The sequence below is a fragment of the Pseudomonas sp. IT-93MI4 genome (assembly GCF_949767635.1).
GTDB classification, from domain to species: Bacteria; Pseudomonadota; Gammaproteobacteria; order Pseudomonadales; family Pseudomonadaceae; genus Aquipseudomonas; species Aquipseudomonas putida_A.
The window spans coordinates 48,151-67,263 of record NZ_CATKPP010000033.1; the positions used below are offsets into that span (position 1 = coordinate 48,151).

General features: G+C 59.8%; 18 protein-coding genes. 9 read left to right on the forward strand and 9 right to left on the reverse strand.

Annotated elements, in window-relative coordinates:
- Positions 1–7: 7 nt before the first annotated feature.
- The 7 genes from ispC to rpsB all read right to left on the reverse strand — a co-directional run bounded on the left by ispC (position 8) and on the right by rpsB (position 6,085).
- Positions 8–1,198 (reverse strand): 1-deoxy-D-xylulose-5-phosphate reductoisomerase, encoded by a 1,191-nt coding sequence (ispC, locus tag ACM6I7_RS14795; protein ID WP_414888798.1) that lies wholly within the window; start codon positions 1,196–1,198, stop codon positions 8–10.
- Positions 1,195–2,001 carry a phosphatidate cytidylyltransferase gene (locus ACM6I7_RS14800; RefSeq protein ID WP_007964272.1) on the reverse strand — a complete coding sequence of 269 codons (807 nt, stop codon included), beginning with the start codon at positions 1,999–2,001 and terminating at the stop codon, positions 1,195–1,197. The genes ispC and ACM6I7_RS14800 overlap by 4 nt, the downstream gene beginning before the upstream one ends.
- Positions 2,001–2,756, reverse strand: coding sequence for a polyprenyl diphosphate synthase (gene uppS / locus ACM6I7_RS14805; protein ID WP_003222128.1), 756 nt, complete (start codon positions 2,754–2,756; stop codon positions 2,001–2,003). The genes ACM6I7_RS14800 and uppS overlap by 1 nt, the downstream gene beginning before the upstream one ends.
- Before the next feature lie 14 nt (positions 2,757–2,770).
- Positions 2,771–3,328, reverse strand: coding sequence for a ribosome recycling factor (frr, locus tag ACM6I7_RS14810; protein WP_047291868.1), 558 nt, complete (start codon positions 3,326–3,328; stop codon positions 2,771–2,773).
- Positions 3,325–4,068, reverse strand: coding sequence for a UMP kinase (pyrH, locus tag ACM6I7_RS14815; protein ID WP_003222124.1), 744 nt, complete (start codon positions 4,066–4,068; stop codon positions 3,325–3,327). Before pyrH ends, frr begins: the two co-directional genes overlap by 4 nt.
- Positions 4,069–4,280: 212 nt before the next feature.
- Positions 4,281–5,144, reverse strand: coding sequence for a translation elongation factor Ts (tsf, locus tag ACM6I7_RS14820; RefSeq protein WP_027611027.1), 864 nt, complete (start codon positions 5,142–5,144; stop codon positions 4,281–4,283).
- 203 nt (positions 5,145–5,347) lie between these two features.
- Entirely contained in the window at positions 5,348–6,085 is a 738-nt protein-coding gene (rpsB, locus tag ACM6I7_RS14825; protein WP_003222119.1) for a 30S ribosomal protein S2, read from the reverse strand.
- Between the two features lie 373 nt (positions 6,086–6,458).
- On the opposite strand from rpsB, the gene map reads away from it, so the two are divergent.
- The 5 genes from map to ACM6I7_RS14850 all read left to right on the forward strand — a co-directional run bounded on the left by map (position 6,459) and on the right by ACM6I7_RS14850 (position 13,009).
- Positions 6,459–7,241, forward strand: coding sequence for a type I methionyl aminopeptidase (gene map / locus ACM6I7_RS14830; protein ID WP_007964271.1), 783 nt, complete (start codon positions 6,459–6,461; stop codon positions 7,239–7,241).
- 41 nt (positions 7,242–7,282) lie between these two features.
- Positions 7,283–9,985, forward strand: a complete 2,703-nt coding sequence (locus tag ACM6I7_RS14835; protein WP_098967462.1) for a [protein-PII] uridylyltransferase — start codon at positions 7,283–7,285, stop codon at positions 9,983–9,985.
- A gap of 59 nt (positions 9,986–10,044) precedes the next feature.
- Positions 10,045–11,244 carry a succinyldiaminopimelate transaminase gene (dapC, locus tag ACM6I7_RS14840; RefSeq protein WP_115988116.1) on the forward strand — a complete coding sequence of 400 codons (1,200 nt, stop codon included), beginning with the start codon at positions 10,045–10,047 and terminating at the stop codon, positions 11,242–11,244.
- A gap of 163 nt (positions 11,245–11,407) precedes the next feature.
- Positions 11,408–12,100: a M12 family metallopeptidase gene (locus ACM6I7_RS14845; RefSeq protein WP_414888799.1), complete on the forward strand. Its 693-nt coding sequence runs from the start codon at positions 11,408–11,410 to the stop codon at positions 12,098–12,100.
- Between the two features lie 147 nt (positions 12,101–12,247).
- Positions 12,248–13,009, forward strand: a complete 762-nt coding sequence (locus tag ACM6I7_RS14850) for a hypothetical protein (protein WP_223849621.1) — start codon at positions 12,248–12,250, stop codon at positions 13,007–13,009.
- 21 nt (positions 13,010–13,030) lie between these two features.
- On the opposite strand, the gene ACM6I7_RS14855 is transcribed toward ACM6I7_RS14850, so the two are convergent.
- Entirely contained in the window at positions 13,031–14,662 is a 1,632-nt protein-coding gene (locus ACM6I7_RS14855; RefSeq protein ID WP_115988118.1) for a Na+/H+ antiporter, read from the reverse strand.
- 279 nt (positions 14,663–14,941) lie between these two features.
- Between ACM6I7_RS14855 and ACM6I7_RS14860 the strand changes: the two genes are divergently transcribed.
- The 4 genes from ACM6I7_RS14860 to ACM6I7_RS14875 all read left to right on the forward strand — a co-directional run bounded on the left by ACM6I7_RS14860 (position 14,942) and on the right by ACM6I7_RS14875 (position 18,088).
- A complete protein-coding gene (locus ACM6I7_RS14860) occupies positions 14,942–15,304 on the forward strand; it encodes an ArsC family reductase (RefSeq protein WP_003222107.1) in 363 nt (120 codons plus the stop codon).
- Between the two features lie 32 nt (positions 15,305–15,336).
- Complete coding sequence (gene dapD / locus ACM6I7_RS14865) at positions 15,337–16,371, forward strand: 2,3,4,5-tetrahydropyridine-2,6-dicarboxylate N-succinyltransferase (protein WP_003222105.1); 1,035 nt, start codon at positions 15,337–15,339, stop codon at positions 16,369–16,371.
- A gap of 110 nt (positions 16,372–16,481) precedes the next feature.
- Positions 16,482–17,687 (forward strand): aminotransferase class V-fold PLP-dependent enzyme, encoded by a 1,206-nt coding sequence (locus ACM6I7_RS14870; protein WP_223008229.1) that lies wholly within the window; start codon positions 16,482–16,484, stop codon positions 17,685–17,687.
- Positions 17,684–18,088 (forward strand): SufE family protein, encoded by a 405-nt coding sequence (locus ACM6I7_RS14875; RefSeq protein ID WP_414888800.1) that lies wholly within the window; start codon positions 17,684–17,686, stop codon positions 18,086–18,088. Before ACM6I7_RS14870 ends, ACM6I7_RS14875 begins: the two co-directional genes overlap by 4 nt.
- Positions 18,089–18,190: 102 nt before the next feature.
- On the opposite strand, the gene tcdA is transcribed toward ACM6I7_RS14875, so the two are convergent.
- Positions 18,191–19,009, reverse strand: a complete 819-nt coding sequence (gene tcdA / locus ACM6I7_RS14880) for a tRNA cyclic N6-threonylcarbamoyladenosine(37) synthase TcdA (RefSeq protein ID WP_414888801.1) — start codon at positions 19,007–19,009, stop codon at positions 18,191–18,193.
- Positions 19,010–19,113 lie beyond the last annotated feature (104 nt).

Consider the following 19,113-nt stretch of genomic DNA (forward strand, 5'->3'; position numbering starts at 1 on the left):
GCAACGGCTATCGGCCGTGACGATCAAGCCATTGTTCGGCCAGAATCCGCGCTTTCGCGTCTGCGGTAAACACCGCATCCAGATCTTCAAGCGCAACCACTGGCTCGAGGTTCAGCACGTCCTCGATAATACTCGCGATTTCCAGATAGCCAACGCGTCCGTCGAGAAACGCCGCGACTGCCACTTCGTTGGCCGCATTGAGCATGGCCGGTGCGCTGTTGCCAGCCTCCGCCGCCTGCCGCGCCAGGCGCAGGCAAGGAAAGCGCTGTTCATCCGGCGCCTCGAAATCCAGGCGCGCGATGGCAAACAGATCCAGCGGTGCCACACCCGAGTCGATTCGCTCAGGCCAGGCCAGTGCGTTGGCAATCGGCGTGCGCATGTCAGGGTTGCCCAACTGCGCCAATACCGAGCCATCCACATAGTCGACCAGCGAGTGAATCACACTCTGCGGATGGATCACCACCTCGACCTGCGACGGCTTGGCATCGAACAGCCAGCAGGCCTCGATCAACTCCAGGCCCTTGTTCATCATGCTGGCGGAGTCCACCGAAATCTTGCGACCCATCGACCAGTTCGGGTGCGCACACGCCTGATCAGGCGAAACATGCGCCAGCTCGCTCATCGGCGTCTGCCGGAAAGGACCGCCCGAAGCTGTCAGCAGAATCCGCCGCACGCCGACCGCACCCAGTCCACGGGCAAAATCCTGCGGCATGCACTGGAAGATCGCGTTGTGTTCGCTGTCGATCGGCAGCAACACTGAACCGCTCTTGTGCACGGCCTGCATGAACAGCGCGCCAGACATCACCAGCGCCTCTTTGTTGGCCAGGAGAATTTTCTTCCCGGCCTGCACCGCCGCCAGCGTCGGGCGCAGGCCCGCGGCGCCGACAATGGCCGCCATCACAGCATCAACTTCAGGGGCGGAGGCGACCTGGCACAGGCCCTCTTCCCCCACCAGCACCCGAGTGGACAGCCCGGCAGCCCGCAGGTCGTCCTGCAAGCCACGCGCCGCAGCCACTTCAGGCACCACCGCAAACTGCGGCACATGCCGAACGCACAAGGCCAGCAACTCGCTCAGGCGGGTAAAGCCGCTCAGGGCGAAAACCTGATAACGCTCGGGATGCCGATCGATGACGTCCAGGGTGCTCAGGCCAATCGAACCGGTCGCCCCCAGAACAGTGATCTGTTGCGGGCGGCTCACGGTGCAGCCATCCACAGCAGTACGGCAAAAATCGGGATCGCAGCGGTCAGGCTGTCGATGCGATCAAGCACACCGCCATGACCGGGCAGCAGGTTGCTGCTGTCCTTGATGCCGGACTGGCGCTTGAACATGCTTTCGGTGAGGTCGCCCACCACCGAAATGAATACGATCAATGCAGCGCCGATCAGGCCCTTGAGCAGTTCGGCCACGGTCCAGTCACGCACCAGGCCGACGATCGCGGTGATCACCAGACTCAGCGCCAGACCACCATAAACGCCTTCCCAGCTCTTACCCGGGCTGACTTGCGGCGCCAGCTTGCGCTTGCCGAAAGCACGGCCGGAGAAATAGGCACCGATGTCGGCCCCCCAGACCAGCACCATCACCGCCATGATCAGCCAGTTACCCAGCGGGTACTGTTTGATCTGCACCAGCCCTTGCCAGGCCGGCAACAGGATCAGCAAGCCGATCACCAGTTTGGTGGCCGCCGTGGACCAGTGCTCGCTCGAACGCGGGTACGTCAGCACCAGGTACGTCGCCACCGCCCACCACAACACCGAAGCGCCCAACACCCAAGGGGCGAGGCCCGGCAGGACGTACATGACGAACAGCATCAGCGCGACGACAGCGGCAAAGCCGACACGGAACGACTGTGCGGTAAAGCCCGCTAGGCGTGCCCATTCCCAGGCGCCCAGGCTTACGACCAGACCGATGAACAGCGCAAAACCGGAGCCTTCGAGCAGGAAAAACCCGCACAAAGCGATCGGCAGCAGGATCAGCGCAGTGATGATTCGTTGTTTAAGCATTAAACCCGGGCTCCAGCTTCGACCTGTTCGCTCGTTTTACCGAAGCGACGCTGGCGCGAAGCGAAATCGGCCAGCGCGGTGCGCATGGCTTCGTGTTTGAAGTCCGGCCAGAACAGGTCGGAGAAGTACAACTCGGCATACGCCAGTTGCCACAGCAGGAAGTTGCTGATGCGGTGCTCGCCACCGGTGCGGATGCACAGGTCCGGCAACGGCAGGTCGCCGGTGGCCAGACAGGTTTGCAGCAGATCCGGTGTGATGTCTTCCGGACGCAGATGCCCGGCCTGAACTTCACGCGCCAGACGCTGCGCCGCCTGGGCAATATCCCACTGACCGCCGTAATTGGCGGCGATCTGCAGGATGAAACGGTTGGCACCGGCGGTCATGGCTTCCGCTTCGCGCATCGCTGCCTGAAGCTCAGGATGGAAACGCGAGCGATCGCCGATGATGCGCAAGCTGATGTTGTTGTCGTTCAGACGCTTGGCCTCACGACGCAGCGCCTTGAAGAACAGATCCATCAAGGCGCTGACTTCATCGGCCGGGCGCTGCCAGTTTTCACTGGAAAAGGCGAACAGGGTGAGCACTTCGACCTTGGCCTCGGCGCACACCTCGATCACTGCCCGCACAGCATCCACGCCGGCCTTATGCCCGGCGACACCCGGCATAAAGCGTTTTTTCGCCCAGCGATTATTGCCATCCATGATGATCGCGACATGGCGCGGCACCGCGGACGGCGCAGACTGCTTGGTCTTGTCCATTAAAAGCTCGACCCTTATACGGCCATCAGGTCTTTTTCTTTCTCGTCCGTGGCCTTGGTGATCTGGGCCTCGGATTCCTTGGTCAGCTTATCGATATCAGCGATGGCACGACGCTCTTCGTCTTCACTGATTTCCTTGTCCTTGACCAGCTTTTTAAGCTCACCCAATGCGTCACGACGAATGTTGCGCACGGCAACGCGCGCATCTTCCGCTGCGCTACGAGCCTGCTTGGTGAAGCCCTTGCGCGTTTCCTCGGTGAGGGCAGGCATCGGGATCAAAAGCAACTCACCCAGGTTGGTCGGATTGAGGTTCAGACCGGCGCTCTGGATCGCCTTGTCGACGGCAGCGAGCATGTTGCGCTCGAAGGCCACGACTTGCAGGGTACGCGAATCTTTCACGGTGACGTTGGCGACGCTGCTCAGCGGGGTGTCAGTGCCGTAGTAAGGCACCATGACGCTGCCGAGGATGCTCGGGTGAGCCTTGCCGGTACGAATCTGGCCGAACGCGTGGTTCAGAGATTCCAGGGATTTCTGCATACGCGCTTGGGCGTCTTTCTTGATTTCGTTGATCATTGTTGGCCTTCCTCGATCAAAGTCCCTTCAGCGCCGCCGTGCACAATGTTCAGCAGGGCGCCGGGCTTGTTCATGTTGAATACGCGCAGCGGCATCTTGTGATCGCGGCACAGGCAGATAGCAGTCAGATCCATTACACCCAGCTTGCGATCCAGCACTTCATCATAAGTCAGATGATCGAACTTCTCGGCATGCGGGTCTTTGAACGGGTCTGCGGTGTAAACGCCATCAACCTTGGTCGCTTTCAGCACGACGTCCGCATCGATTTCGATGGCACGCAGGCAGGCTGCCGAATCCGTGGTAAAGAACGGATTACCGGTACCGGCGGCGAAGATCACCACGTCCTTGGAGTTCAGGTGGCGCATGGCTTTGCGGCGATCATAGTGATCGGTCACGCCAACCATGGAAATGGCCGACATCACGATGGCTGAGATATTGGCACGTTCCAGCGCATCGCGCATGGCCAGGGCGTTCATCACAGTGGCCAGCATGCCCATGTGGTCGCCTGTCACCCGATCCATGCCAGCCTTGCTCAAGGCCTCGCCACGGAACAGGTTGCCACCGCCGATCACCAGACCGACCTGTACGCCAATGCCGACCAGTTGGCCGACTTCCAGCGCCATCCGATCCAGCACTTTTGGATCGATCCCGAACTCTTCCGAGCCCATCAGGGCCTCGCCGCTAAGCTTGAGTAGAATGCGTTTATAGCGAGCCTGATAACCACTGCCCTGCTGAGCCATTGCGAATCTCTCCTGCGGCGTATTTAAAAAATTCTGTGCAAGCTGTTTTACAGCTGCCGTTCACTCTAGCTTGGCGCTGCTTCAGCGCCATCGGAACCTGGCTTTGTAAGTCAGTTCCCAGTGGAAACCAATTAAAAAATGGTAACCCCATCTGAAAAGAGGCTGCGCGCGTGAGCGGGCAGCCTCTTTCGGGCGACAGTTGAAAAACCGTCTTATTGCTTGGCGGCAGCCAGCTGGGCAGCAACTTCTTCAGCGAAGTTGTCGACCGGCTTCTCGATGCCTTCGCCTACTTTGAAGTAGGTGAAGGAAACGATTTCTGCGCCGCCTTTCTTGGCCAGCTCGCCAACCTTGATTTCAGGGTTCTTGACGAACGCCTGCTCAACCAGGCTTGCTTCTGCCAGGAACTTGCTGATACGGCCTTTAACCATGTTCTCAACAATGTTTTCTGGCTTGCCTTTGATCTTCTCTTCGTTCAGCTGCAGGAACACAGCTTTTTCACGCTCGATCGCTTCAGCCGAAACTTGCGAAGGCAGCAGGAACTCAGGGTTGCTGGCAGCTACGTGCATCGCGATGTCTTTGGCCAGCTCGACGTCACCGCCTTTCAGAGCCACAACCACGCCGATCTTGTTGCCGTGCAGGTAAGAACCGACAACGTCACCTTCGATACGGGCCAGACGACGGATGTTGACGTTCTCGCCTACTTTGGCAACCAGTGCTTCGCGAGCAGCTTCTTGCGAAGCGATCAGCGGAGCAGCGTCGGTCAGCTTGTCAGCGAAAGCTTTTTCAACGCTGGCAGCGACGAAGTTTTTGAAGTCGTCTTGCAGAGCCAGGAAGTCGGTCTGCGAGTTCACTTCCAGGATAACGGCAGCTTTACCGTCGTCCTTGATTGCGATTGCGCCTTCAGCGGCAACGTTGCCAGCCTTTTTCGCAGCCTTGATCGCGCCCGAAGCACGCATGTCATCAATGGCTTTTTCGATGTCGCCGTCAGCCTTTTCCAGGGCTTTCTTGCAGTCCATCATGCCTTCGCCGGTACGCTCGCGCAGTTCTTTAACCAACGCTGCAGTAATTGCTGCCATTTTCAAATTCCTCTTGGATAGGTTTTCAACCATTCCACCCGATCGAACGGGCGTTCAATTCTTCCCGAAACACCTTGTAGCTGCTGCACGTTACAAATGCAGGAGGTGCGCTGCCACAAGTGGGCGCCAACAAACGGTTTTCGAGGTGGCAAAAAGGGGGCCAAGCCCCCTTTTTGCTTACTGAGTCAACGCCAGGGCGTCGATTACTCAGCTGCAGCCTGAGTTTCTTCAGCTGCGAATTCAACAGTGCCGCCAGCAACATTGTTGCGACCACGGATCACTGCGTCAGCCATCGAACCCATGTACAGCTGGATAGCGCGGATTGCGTCATCGTTGCCTGGGATGATGTAGTCAACGCCTTCCGGGCTGCTGTTGGTATCGACAACGCCGATGACCGGGATGCCCAGCTTGTTGGCTTCGGTGATCGCGATGCGCTCGTGGTCAACGTCGATCACGAACAGTGCGTCTGGCAGACCGCCCATGTCCTTGATGCCGCCCAGCGAACGATCCAGCTTTTCCAGGTCACGGGAGCGCATCAGCGCTTCTTTCTTGGTCAGCTTGGCGAAAGTACCGTCTTCGGCTTGAACTTCAAGGTCACGCAGACGCTTGATGGAAGCACGAATGGTTTTGAAGTTGGTCAGCATGCCGCCCAACCAGCGGTGATCGACGTACGGCGAACCGCAACGTGCTGCTTCTTCAGCAACGATCTTGCCAGCGGAACGCTTGGTGCCGACGAACAGAATCTTGTTTTTGCCCTGGGCCAGACGCTCTACGAAAGTCAGAGCTTCGTTGAACATTGGCAGGGTTTTTTCAAGGTTGATGATGTGAATCTTGTTACGCGCGCCGAAAATGTACTTACCCATTTTCGGATTCCAGTAACGGGTTTGGTGACCGAAGTGCACACCGGCCTTCAGCATATCGCGCATGTTGACTTGGGACATGATAGTTCCTTAATAAGTCGGGTTTGGCCTCCACGTATCCCAATGACCAACCAGTGGCATAAAGCCAAAAGCACCCAGGTCATCGTGTCGACACGTGTGTGGATTTAAGCTTTTCGGGGCATCCCCGGAAAGCGGCGCATTTTATACCACAGGGTGCACAGAAACGGAACCCGGAATCTGCAATCGCACCAGGGACATGGGCGCAGCCCCCTTGGAATCGCCTTCAAGCGCACCATTGTATAGACAGACGCGATGCACGCAGGCGCGGATTTGCTCCTTTCGTCTGGTAGAATCGCGTTTTTCAGGGTCGCAAAACGCACACCTGCCACCCTATCCGTATCAGCAAGCGCCGCCGAGCGCAGAGAGAGCCTGTATGACCGTCAACCTCAAAACCCCCGAGGACATCGCTGGCATGCGTGTCGCCGGCAAACTGGCCGCCGATGTGCTGGAAATGATTGCCGAACACGTCAAACCGGGCGTGACCACCGATCAACTGAACCAGATCTGCCACGACTATATCGTCAACGTGCAGCAGGCCATCCCTGCCCCGCTCAACTACAAGGGCTACCCGAAGTCGATCTGCACCTCGATCAATCACGTCGTCTGCCACGGCATCCCGAATGACAAGCCGCTGAAGAATGGCGACACCCTGAACATCGACGTCACCGTGATCAAGGACGGCTACCACGGCGACACCAGCCGCATGTTCCACGTTGGCGAAGTGCCGGTCTGGGCCGAACGCCTGTCGCAGGTCACTCAGGAATGCATGTACAAGGCGATCGAAATCGTCAAACCTGGCTGCCGCCTCGGCGACATCGGTGAGATCATCCAGAAGCACGCGGAAAAGAACGGTTTCTCGGTGGTTCGCGAGTTCTGCGGCCACGGCATCGGCAAGGTGTTCCACGAAGAGCCGCAGATCCTGCATTACGGTCGCGCCGGCACCGGCATGGAACTGAAGGCCGGTATGACCTTCACCATCGAACCGATGATCAACCAGGGCAAGGCCGACACCAAGGTACTGGGCGACGGCTGGACCGCGATCACCAAGGACCGCAAACTCTCGGCGCAGTGGGAACACACCCTGCTGGTGACCGACACCGGCTACGAGATTTTCACCCTGCGCGCCGACGACACCATCCCGCGCGTCTCGGCCTGATCCCAAGAACGTTTCCAGCCTTATAGAAGGAAAGCCAATCGATGCCGCAGGTGGATCCCGAACTCTTCGACCGCGGCCAGTTCCAGGCGGAACTGGCCCTGAAAGCGAGTCCCATCGCGGCGTTCAAGAAGGCGATCCGCCAGGCGCGCGAGGTCCTCGACACGCGTTTTCGCAGCGGCCGCGACATCCGCCGACTGATCGAAGACCGTGCGTGGTTCGTCGACAACATCCTGCAAAAAGCCTGGGAGCAGTTCAACTGGAGCGAAGACGCCGACATCGCGCTGGTCGCGGTCGGCGGCTACGGCCGGGGTGAGTTGCACCCCTATTCCGACATCGACCTGCTGATCCTGCTGGACAGCGCCGATCACGAAGTCTTCCGCGATTCCATCGAGCGTTTTCTGACGCTGCTGTGGGACATCGGTCTGGAAGTCGGTCAGAGCGTACGCTCGGTCGACGAATGCGCCGAAGAGGCCCGCGCCGACCTGACAGTGGTCACCAACCTGATGGAAAGCCGCACCATCTGCGGCCCCGAACGCCTGCGCCAGCGCATGCTCGATGTCACCAGCACCGCGCACATGTGGCCGGCCAAGGAGTTTTTCCTGGCCAAACGCGCCGAACAAAAGGCCCGTCACCACAAGTACAACGACACCGAATACAACCTGGAACCCAACGTCAAAGGCTCGCCCGGCGGCCTGCGGGATATCCAGACGATTCTGTGGGTGGCCCGGCGTCAGTACGGCACCCTGAACCTGCGCGCCCTCGCCGGTGAAGGTTTCCTGGTCGAGAGCGAAAACGCCCTATTGGCGTCGTCCCAGGAATTCCTCTGGAAAGTGCGTTACGCCCTGCACATGCTCGCCGGGCGCTCGGAAGACCGCCTCTTGTTCGATCATCAACGGACCATCGCCGGCCTGCTCGGTTTTGAAGGCGACGACGCCAAACAGGCCGTCGAAAACTTCATGCAGCAGTACTTCCGCGTGGTCATGAGCATCGCCCAGCTCAGCGACCTGATCATCCAGCACTTCGAGGAAGTCATCCTCGCCCCGGAAGACGAAGCACCGCCGCAGCCGATCAACTCGCGCTTCCAGTTGCACGACGGCTACATCGAAGCACGCAACGACAACGTATTCCGCCGCACGCCGTTCGCCATGCTCGAGATCTTCGTGCTGATGGCCCAGCAGCCGGAAATCAAAGGCGTGCGCGCCGACACCATTCGTCTGCTGCGCGAGAACCGGCACCTGATCGACGACAATTTCCGCAACGATATCCGCAACACCAGCCTGTTCATCGAGCTGTTCAAGTGCAAGATCGGCGTGCACCGCAACCTGCGCCGGATGAACCGCTACGGCATCCTCGGGCGCTATCTGCCGGAGTTCGGCTTCATCGTCGGGCAGATGCAGCACGACCTGTTCCACATCTATACGGTCGATGCGCACACGCTGAACCTGATCAAGCACCTGCGTAAGTTGCAGTACACCCAGGTGTCGGAAAAATTCCCGTTGGCCGCCAAGCTAATGGCCAAACTGCCCAAGCCCGAACTGATCTACATGGCCGGCCTGTATCACGACATCGGCAAGGGCCGGCATGGCGATCACTCGGACATCGGCGCAGTCGATGCCGAAGCGTTCTGCCAGCGCCATCAGCTGCCGCTGTGGGACAGCCGCCTGATCGTCTGGCTGGTGCAGAACCACCTGGTGATGTCGACCACCGCACAGCGCAAGGATCTGTCCGATCCGCAGGTGATCCACGATTTCGCCCAGATCGTCGGCGACGAAACCCGTCTGGATTACCTGTACGTGCTGACCGTGGCCGACATCAACGCCACCAACCCGACCCTGTGGAATTCGTGGCGCGCCAGCCTCTTGCGCCAGCTCTACACCGAGACCAAACGCGCTCTGCGCCGTGGCCTGGAAAACCCGGTGGATCGCGAAGAGCAGATCCGCCAGACCCAGAGTGCGGCGCTGGACATCCTGGTGCGCGGTGGCACTGATCCGGACGATGTCGAGCAGTTGTGGGCACAGTTGGGCGATGACTATTTCCTGCGTCACACAGCCGGCGACGTGGCCTGGCACAGTGACGCGATCCTGCAGCAGCCGGCCGATGGCGGTCCGCTGGTGCTGATCAAGGAAACCACCCAGCGCGAGTTCGAGGGCGGCACGCAGATCTTCATTTACGCCCCGGACCAGCACGACTTCTTCGCCGTGACCGTGGCCGCGATGGACCAGCTCAACCTGAACATTCACGACGCCCGGGTCATCACGTCGAGCAGCCAGTTCACCCTCGACACCTACATCGTGCTCGATACCGACGGCGACTCGATCGGCGACAACCCGGCGCGGGTCAAACAGATTCGCGACGGTCTGACCGAAGCGCTGCGCAATCCTGACGATTACCCGACGATCATCCAGCGCCGGGTGCCGCGCCAGCTCAAGCACTTCGCCTTCGCGCCGCAGGTGACGATCCACAACGACGCCCAGCGTCCGGTGACAGTGCTGGAGTTGACGGCGCCTGACCGCCCGGGCCTGCTGGCACGGATCGGCGGGATCTTCCTCGAATTCGACCTGTCGCTGCAGAACGCCAAGATTGCGACCCTGGGCGAACGCGTAGAAGACGTGTTCTTCATCACCGACGCCCACAACCAGCCGCTCTCCGACCCGCTGCTGTGCAGTCGCCTGCAGGACGCAATCGTCGAGCAACTGAGCGTCAATCAGGAACCGGATATCAAGCTTTCGCGCATCAGTATTTGATCCAGCAATTCCCCCCTGTGGGAGCGGGCTTGCTCGCTCCCACATTGAACGAGGCCCCCATGAACAACGCTCTGAACCAGCTCCAGCCCTACCCGTTCGAAAAACTCCGCGCGCTGCTTGGCACGGTCACGCCGAACCCGGACAAACGCCCGATCGCCCTGTCGATCGGCGAGCCGAAACATCGCTCGCCAAGCTTTGTCGCCGAAGCGCTGGCGAACAATCTGGATCAGATGGCGGTGTATCCGACCACCCTCGGCATCCCGGCCCTGCGCGAAGCCATCGCCGGCTGGTGCGAACGTCGTTTTGGCGTACCGAGCGGCTGGATCGATCCGGCGCGCAATGTGCTGCCGGTCAACGGTACCCGCGAAGCGCTGTTCGCTTTCACCCAGACCGTGGTCAACCGTGGCGACGATGCACTGGTGGTCAGCCCGAACCCGTTCTATCAGATCTACGAAGGCGCAGCGTTCCTCGCCGGGGCCAAGCCGCACTACCTGCCTTGCCTGGACGAAAACGGCTTCAACCCGGATTTCGACGCCGTGTCGCCAGACATCTGGAAACGCTGCCAGATCCTGTTTCTGTGCTCGCCAGGCAACCCGACCGGCGCGCTGATCCCGGTTGATGTACTGAAAAAACTCATCGCCCTGGCCGACGAATACGACTTTGTGATCGCCGCCGACGAGTGCTACAGCGAACTGTACTTTGACGAACAGACCCCGCCGCCGGGCCTGCTCAGCGCCTGCGTCGAACTGGGCCGCAAGGACTTCAAGCGTTGCGTGGTGTTCCACAGCCTGTCCAAGCGCTCCAACCTGCCGGGCCTGCGCTCCGGGTTCGTCGCCGGTGACGCGGATATCCTCAAGGGTTTCCTGCTGTACCGCACCTACCACGGTTGCGCGATGCCGGTGCAAACCCAACTGGCCAGCGTTGCGGCGTGGAATGACGAAGTGCATGTACGCGCCAACCGTGCGCTGTACCGCGAGAAGTTCGACGCAGTGCTGGCAATTCTCAGCCCGGTGATGGACGTACAGCGTCCGGACGGCAGCTTCTACCTCTGGCCGAACGTGGCCGGTGACGATGCCGCATTCTGCCGCGACCTGTTCGAGCAGGAACATGTGACTGTCGTGCCAGGCTCGTATCTGTCGCGCGAGGTCGACGGCGTGAATCCGGGCGCCGGGCGCGTGCGCATGGCACTGGTTGCGCCTTTGGCTGAATGTGTTGAAGCTGCAGAACGGATCCGCGACTTCATCACCCGCCAACACTGAGTTTTTAATATCCGTGCCAGTCATCTGGCACGGACATACCCCTCAAGTTACATTTAAAACCACTTTACGACTACTCCAGACACTGCCCGAAGCTTAATCTCGCGCAGTGGTTTTTTGCATGCGCGAAACAACCAAAAAGACAAATCAAGGAGCAAGACAAAGCATGGACAACTTTCAATATTGCACGCTGCAAAAACCGGCTAAAGAACTCAAATCCAGCGCCCTTAAAAACAGCCGAAAAAAACGCTCGTTGGTACACTACGACAAACTTTGGCCAAGCCGACACACTCTGAAAATAGCTTTCATGGATAACCCAACTCCGGAACACAAAGATAAAATCATTGCCGCCGCCGAAAAATGGCTTCCTTATATCAGTTTGAAGTTTGAGTTCGTTGAAGGCGTAGAGGGTGAGATCCGAATCGCCACCGAGGGTGTGGTGAACAGTTCATTTCTGGGTACCGATGCACTGGATATGTTTCCTGACACGCCAACCATGAACCTTGGCATCGACCCCGAACACGAAGACTTCGAGACGGTCGTCATCCACGAGTTTGGCCACGCACTCGGCGCGATGCACGAACACCAGCACCCCAAGGCGCAAATCCCCTGGAATAAAGAAAATGTTTACAACTACTACCAGAACAGACCGATGAATCCACTGTCGCGAGGCGAAGTTGACGACAATATATTTACGCCTTTTGACGATGCCGACGCGCTTTACTTGCCATACGATCGAAAATCCATCATGCACCATCCTGTTCCCAACAATTTGACGCTTGGCAATTGGGCGAATCCGATCAATCGCGAAATCAGTGATAAAGACAAACAGCTCATGCGGTTGATTTACCCACGTTGAATCACATCTTTACCGTGCCAGTTCTGTTGGCACGGTAATCCGTCATAAAATCGTACACATATCCAATTTACCTGCTCAGGCGCAGCAACTAGCATCCTTCATTCAAAGCGACTTTCCGGGAACAAAAAGCAGCCCGAGAAGTTACATATGACGAACGAAAACATGGATGTTCAGTTATGCACTCAACCCGGCTTCAGCCAAACAAAAAAACCGAAACCACACGCACCTCCCGCAACATCAAATGCACTTCGGAGGTTCAGTAAAATGTGGGCTAAAAACAATCCGGCAAAATTCTGGACTCCCGGCAGCACTCTCCGCATCGCCTTCCTCAACGGTACGCAGGAATTCAAGGACGCGACCATTGCCGCTGCCAGCAACTGGTTGCCGCACATCAACTTGAAATTCGATTTCGTTGAAGGTGAAGTGGGCGACATCCGCATACTCAGTCAGGAAGGAACGTTTTCCTCCCGGATAGGTACGGATGCTCTGCTACACCCCGATGAGCCGACCATGACACTGTGGCCGCATCCGAGTCTGCCACGTTACTTCGCAGCCAATGTCATGCATGAGTTCGGTCACATGCTGGGCGCGGAGCATGAACAGACCAATCCCACGGCAGATATTCCCTGGGACAAGCCAGCCATCTATGCACAATTTGGAATCACCGCCGACCCGGAAGAAGACGACTCCCAGGCCAGCGTGACGCGCAAACGCCTGCACGACTGGTACTTTGACCGCGGCAATCCCGACGAAAGCATTTATTCGGAATACGATCCAAAGTCGATCATGCACTATCGCATCAGCCAGTCCTGGACCATCGGAGACTTCCAGCTCTTCATTAATCTGGATCTCAGCGAAAAGGACAAAATCTTCATGGCGAACGCTTATCCCTGCCCCGCGAGTGAGTGAGCGCATCAGGTCCGTGTCAGGCTATTTGACCTGACCCAGATTCGCCTCACTCAAATCCAGCTCACCCAATACCTCACGCAACACGTCATCACCGATCTGGTGCTGACGACTGAGGCTATACAACTCCAGGCGCTGCGCCCGCAACGCCTTCAAGCGCAAGCGGCGTTCCAGCAGATCCATCTGGAACGCCAGCGCCTGGGCTTCGGCCGAATCATTGAACACGTCGAGCTGATGACGATACTCGGACATGATCCGCGCCTTGAGTTCCGCCGAGAGTGCGGCCTGCGCCGCATCCTGCGGGCCGACCTCTTCGGTTTCCAGCGCATGGATCGCCGCCTCGGCGGTCTTGCGCCAGGCGTCGCGCACTTCCTGGCGGCGCTTGTCGTCCGGGCTTTTCTCGATGCCGCGCAACAGCAACGGCAAGGCTATGCAGGCGCAAATCAGCGACAACAGAATCACCCCGGCGGCGATGAAAATCAGCAGATCACGCTCGGGGAACGCCTCGGCCCCCATCAACATCGGTACCGACATCACACCGGCCAGCGTCACCGCCCCGCGCACTCCGCCGACAGTCAGCAGCCAGCAAGATCGAGCGGTCGGCACTTGCGTCAGGTCGCCCTTGCCGCGCAGCCGTCGCAGCAGCACCGACAAACGCCAGATGCTCTGCACCCAGATAAAGCGCAACAGCACCAGGGCAAGGAAAATTGCCACCACGTCGAGGCCGCGATACATCAGCGTCGGCCACAACGTCGGTTCGTGGCTGACCACGGCCTTGATGATGTCCGGCAATTGCAGACCCAGCAGCAGGAAGATCAGGCCGTTGAAGGCAAATTCAAGCAGCGACCAGACGCTGCGATTGAGTAGCCGGGTGCTGGTCTGCCGCGGCAGCAGATCGAGCCAGCTCTGCATCATCCCCGCCGCGACAGCCGAAAGAATCCCCGAAGCGCCCAGTCGCTCGGCCAGTACATAGGCGGCGAACGGCAGCAGCAACATGAACACCACGTGGGTGGCCGGATCGTCCCAGCCACGGGCGATCATCCACGCGCGCAAGCGCCCGACCAGCCAGCTCAGCGCGACGCCGACGGCCAAGCCCCCGACCGCCACCAGTACGAACGTCAGGCTGGCATTGGCCAGCGAGAACACCCCGGTCACCGCCGCCACCAAGGCAAACTTGAACGTCACCAGACCCGAGGCATCGTTCATCAACGCCTCGCCTTGCAGGATGTGCATCAGCGGTGTCGGCAAGCGGTTCTGCGAGATCGCCGAGACCGCCACGGCGTCAGTCGGCGAGAGCACGGCCGCCAGCGCGAAGGCCACCGGCAGCGGAATGCTCGGCAACAGCCAGTGAATGAAGTACCCGGCGCCGACCACGGTGAACAGCACCAGGCCAACCGCCAGCGTCAGGATCGGCCCGCGCAGATGCCAGAACTCGCGTTTGGGCATGCGCCAACCGTCGGAAAACAGCAGCGGGGGCAGGAACAGAAACAGGAACAATTCGGGGTCCAGCGCGACGTGCAGGCCCAGTGTCGGCCAGGCCAGCAAGGCACCGGCGGCGATTTGCACGAGGGGCAGTGGCAGCGGGATGACCCGTCCGACCAGCCGCGAAACGCTGACCAGCATCAGCAGGATCAGGACGGTATAAGCGGTTTGCATAAAGCGGAAATCTCAGACAATCGACAGCGTTGAACTGCCATATTAGCCGCTTAGGATGCGTCTGGCGTTTGCACCTATGTCTCACTGCCCTTGTGGGAGCGAGCCTGCTCGCGAATGCGGTGTCTCCTTCAACAGAAATATTGCCTGTCATGGCCCCTTCGCGAGCAGGCTCGCTCCCACAGGTTTTGCAGCGTTACGACAACCGTGGCCGACGAAACGCTTTGGTCATGGCATAATCCGACACCATTTTTTTCCAGCACCTGTAAAGGGGGCGATTCCTTGACCGTTTCAAGTAAAACGTTGCACCTTTTCGGCATCAAAGCCTGCGACACCATGAAGAAGGCGCGCACCTGGCTCGATGAACACGCTGTCAGCTACGACTTTCACGATTACAAAACCGCCGGTATCGACCGTGAGCACCTGACCCAATGGTGTGACGAGCACGGCTGGCAAACGGTGTTGAACCGTGCAGGCACGACCTTTCGCAAACTCGACGACGAACGTAAAGCCGATCTCGACCAGTCGAAAGCCATCGAACTGATGCTCGCTCAACCCTCGATGATCAAGCGCCCGGTGCTCGATCTCGGTGACCGAACCCTGATTGGCTTCAAGCCAGACATCTACGCGGCCGCACTCAAGTAAGCAGCCCGTCACTTATTGCTAGAGGTATTCACATGTCCAACTCTCTGTTCAGCATCGCCTTTGGTGTCGGCACGCAAAACCGTCAAGGCGCCTGGCTGGAAGTGTTCTACGCTCAGCCACTGCTCAACCCGTCGGCCGAACTGGTCGCCGCTGTTGCGCCGATCCTCGGTTACACCGAAGGCAACCAGGCCATCACCTTCACCACTGCGCAGGCTGCGCAACTGGCTGAAGCGGTCAAAGGCATCGACGCCGTTCAAGGCAAACTGCTGACCCGTCTGGCCGAGAGCCACAAGCCACTGGTCGCCACCCTGCTGGCCGAAGACGCACAGCTGACCTCGACGCCTGAGGCGTACCTCAAGCTGCACCTGCTGTCGCATCGTCTGGTCAAGCCACACGGCGTAAGCCTGGCCGGTATCTTCCCGCTGCTGCCGAACGTGGCCTGGACCAGCCAGGGTGCAATCGACCTGAGCGAACTGGCCGAAATGCAACTGGAAGCGCGTCTGCGCGGCGAGCTGCTGGAAGTGTTCTCGGTGGACAAGTTCCCGAAAATGACCGACTACGTGGTGCCGGCCGGCGTGCGTATCGCTGACGCGGCACGTCTGCGTCTGGGCGCTTACGTGGGCGAAGGCACCACCGTGATGCACGAAGGCTTCATCAACTTCAACGCCGGCACCGAAGGCCCGGGCATGATCGAAGGCCGCGTTTCCGCTGGCGTATTCGTCGGCAAGGGTTCGGACCTGGGCGGCGGCTGCTCGACCATGGGCACCCTGTCGGGCGGCGGCAACATCGTGATCAAGGTGGGCGAAGGCTGCCTGATCGGCGCCAACGCCGGTATCGGTATCCCGTTGGGCGACCGCAACACCGTCGAGTCGGGCCTGTACGTGACCGCCGGCACCAAGGTCGCGCTGCTGGACGAGCACAACAACCTGGTCAAGGTTGTGAAGGCGCGTGAACTGGCCGGTCAGACTGACCTGCTGTTCCGTCGCAACTCGGAAACCGGTGCTGTGGAGTGCAAGACCCACAAATCGGCGATCGAGCTGAACGAAGCGCTGCACGCTCACAACTAAGTGCCGCAGGCACTTGTGGGAGCGAGCCTGCTCGCGAAGGCGTCCTTGAGGTCGCAAAAAGCTTCGCGAGCAGGCTCGCTCCCACAGTGTCTTGTGTACAGGCTGAACAGATGATGATTCCCTCCCCCTGGCGCGCCGACTTTCCGGCCATCGCCGCCCTGCAACGGCAAGACCAGACCTATCTGGACAACGCCGCCACCACGCAAAAACCCCAGGCCCTGCTCGACGCACTGACGCATTACTACGCCAACGGCGCAGCCAATGTGCACCGTGCGCAGCATCTGCCCGGCGCGCACGCGACGCAGGCGTTCGAAGACAGTCGGCTCAAGGTTGCCCAGTGGCTGAATGCCGGTGACAGCGGGCAGATCATCTTCACCCATGGCGCCACCAGTGCGCTGAATCTCCTGGCCTATGGCCTGGAACATCTTTTCCACCCGGGCGATGAAATTGTCATCAGCGCCCTGGAGCATCACGCCAACCTGCTGCCGTGGCAGCAACTGGCGCAGCGTCGCGAGCTGAAACTGGTGATCCTGCCGCTGGACGCCGACGGCGTGATCGACCTCGGCGCCGCTGTGCGTCTGATCACCCCGCGCACTCGCTTGCTGGCGGTCAGTCAGCTGTCCAACGTGCTCGGTGCCTGGCAACCGTTACCGGCGCTGCTGGCGATGGCCAAGGCGCACAACGCGCTGACCGTGGTCGATGGCGCACAAGGTGTGGTGCATGGTCGCCACGACGTGCAGGCGCTGGGTTGCGACTTCTATGTGTTTTCCAGCCACAAGCTGTACGGCCCCGATGGTCTCGGCGTGCTGTTCGGGCGCAACAAGGCGCTTGAGCAACTGCAGCCATGGCAGTTCGGCGGCGAAATGGTGCTGGAAGCCAACTATCACGATGCACGCTTCCGCCCTGCCCCGCTGGGTTTCGAGGCGGGCACGCCGCCGATTGCCAGCGTGATCGGCCTCGGCGCAACCCTCGATTATCTGGCTGGCCTGGATCAGGACGCGGTGTCGGCCCACGAAGCTGCGCTGCACGCTTACCTGCTGCAAGGCCTGGCCGCGCGCAACGGCATTCGTCTGCTGGGCAAGCCGCAATTGGCGCTGGCGAGTTTCGTCGTCGAGGGCGTGCACAACGCCGATCTGGCGCACTTGCTGACCGAGCAAGGTATCGCCGTGCGCGCCGGGCATCACTGCGCCATGCCGTTGCTGAAAAGCTTCGAACTGGCCGGGGCTATTCGCGTGTCACTGGCGCTGTACAACGACTCCGAGGATCTGGAGCGTTTCTTCGAAGCGCTGGATCAGGCCCTGGAGTTGCTGCGATGAGCCTGCCGCTCGCCGCCGCCGAAGCGCTGCAGACCTTTCAGAATGCCGCCGGTTGGGAACAACGGGCGCGGTTGCTCATGCAGTTTGGCGATCGTCTGCCGCCGCTGAACGACGCGGACAAATGCGAAGCCAACCGGGTGCATGGCTGTGAGAGTCAAATGTGGCTGGTGGGTGAGTTGCAGGACGGTCACTGGCAGTTCAGCGCTGCCAGCGATGCGCGGATGATTCGTGGGCTGGTGGCGTTGCTGCTGTTGCGGGTCAACGGCTTAAGCGCTGCCGAGTTGCGGCAGGTGGATTTGCCCGATTGGTTCAATCAGCTGGGACTTTCGCGGCAGTTGTCGCCGTCGCGCAGTAATGGCTTGAATGCCGTGCTCCAGCGGATGAATGAGTTGGCTAAATAAAGCGGCTGCTTCGCAGCCATCGCGAGCAGGCTCACTCCTACAATTGGAATGCGTCCCCCTGTAGGAGTGAGCCTGCTCGCGATGAGGCCATCAGCCCCAGAATCAAACCTGAGGCTTCACCCGATCCGCTGGCCGCCGCACACCCGCCACAATCTTGTCCACCGCCTTGGTCGCCGCGACCATGCCGAACGTCGCCGTGACCATCATCACCGCGCCAAACCCGCCAGCGCAGTCGAGCTTCACCCCGTCGCCGACAAAACTCTTCTGCAAACAGATGCTGCCGTCCGGTTTCGGATAGCGCAGTTGTTCGGTGGAGAACACACACGGCACGCTGTAATGGCGAGTCACGGTACGCGAGAAGCCATAGTCGCGACGCAACGTCGAACGCACTTTCGAGGCCAGCGGGTCGTTGAACGTGCGGTTGAGGTCGCAGACCTGAATCAGCGTCGGATCGATCTGCCCACCCGCACCGCCGGTGGTGATGATCTGGATCTTGCGGCGTTTGCACCAGGCGATCAGCGCAGCCTTGGCGTTGACCGCGTCGATGCAGTCGATCACGCAGTCGATGTTCGGCGTGATGTACTCGGCCATGGTGTCGCGCGTCACGAAGTCCGCCACCGCATGCACGGTGCAATCCGGATTGATCCCGCGCAGGCGCTCGGCCATCACTTCGACCTTGGGTTTGCCGACGGTGCTGTCCAGCGCGTGCAACTGGCGGTTGGCGTTGCTGACGCAGACGTCATCGAGGTCGAACAGCGAAATCTCGCCGACGCCACAGCGGGCCATTGCTTCCGCCGCCCAGGAACCGACGCCACCGACGCCGACAATCGCCACATGGGCCGCACGCAGGCGCTCAAGGCCCTTGATGCCATACAAACGGGCGATGCCTGCAAACCGCGGATCTTCTGTACTCATGACCATTACCCCAAAAACCGGCGCGCATTATAGGGCCGTCGGCGGCCAAGAGCATCTTTGACGCTATGAACGGTGAACGCAGCCGTTTGCACGAACCTTGTAGCGAGGGA

Coding starts and splice junctions, on each gene's coding strand:
- frr (WP_047291868.1), bottom strand. CDS start 3,328: ATGATCAACGAAATCAAGAAAGACGCCCAAGCGCGTATGCAGAAATCC.
- ACM6I7_RS14855 (WP_115988118.1), bottom strand. CDS start 14,662: ATGCAAACCGCTTATACCGTCCTGATCCTGCTGATGCTGGTCAGCGTT.
- tsf (WP_027611027.1), bottom strand. CDS start 5,144: ATGGCAGCAATTACTGCAGCGTTGGTTAAAGAACTGCGCGAGCGTACC.
- ACM6I7_RS14870 (WP_223008229.1), top strand. CDS start 16,482: ATGATGATTCCCTCCCCCTGGCGCGCCGACTTTCCGGCCATCGCCGCC.
- ACM6I7_RS14875 (WP_414888800.1), top strand. CDS start 17,684: ATGAGCCTGCCGCTCGCCGCCGCCGAAGCGCTGCAGACCTTTCAGAAT.
- dapC (WP_115988116.1), top strand. CDS start 10,045: ATGAACAACGCTCTGAACCAGCTCCAGCCCTACCCGTTCGAAAAACTC.
- ACM6I7_RS14850 (WP_223849621.1), top strand. CDS start 12,248: ATGACGAACGAAAACATGGATGTTCAGTTATGCACTCAACCCGGCTTC.
- uppS (WP_003222128.1), bottom strand. CDS start 2,756: ATGGACAAGACCAAGCAGTCTGCGCCGTCCGCGGTGCCGCGCCATGTC.
- ACM6I7_RS14800 (WP_007964272.1), bottom strand. CDS start 2,001: ATGCTTAAACAACGAATCATCACTGCGCTGATCCTGCTGCCGATCGCT.
- ACM6I7_RS14835 (WP_098967462.1), top strand. CDS start 7,283: ATGCCGCAGGTGGATCCCGAACTCTTCGACCGCGGCCAGTTCCAGGCG.
- rpsB (WP_003222119.1), bottom strand. CDS start 6,085: ATGTCCCAAGTCAACATGCGCGATATGCTGAAGGCCGGTGTGCACTTC.
- map (WP_007964271.1), top strand. CDS start 6,459: ATGACCGTCAACCTCAAAACCCCCGAGGACATCGCTGGCATGCGTGTC.
- tcdA (WP_414888801.1), bottom strand. CDS start 19,009: ATGGTCATGAGTACAGAAGATCCGCGGTTTGCAGGCATCGCCCGTTTG.
- dapD (WP_003222105.1), top strand. CDS start 15,337: ATGTCCAACTCTCTGTTCAGCATCGCCTTTGGTGTCGGCACGCAAAAC.
- ACM6I7_RS14845 (WP_414888799.1), top strand. CDS start 11,408: ATGGACAACTTTCAATATTGCACGCTGCAAAAACCGGCTAAAGAACTC.
- pyrH (WP_003222124.1), bottom strand. CDS start 4,068: ATGGCTCAGCAGGGCAGTGGTTATCAGGCTCGCTATAAACGCATTCTA.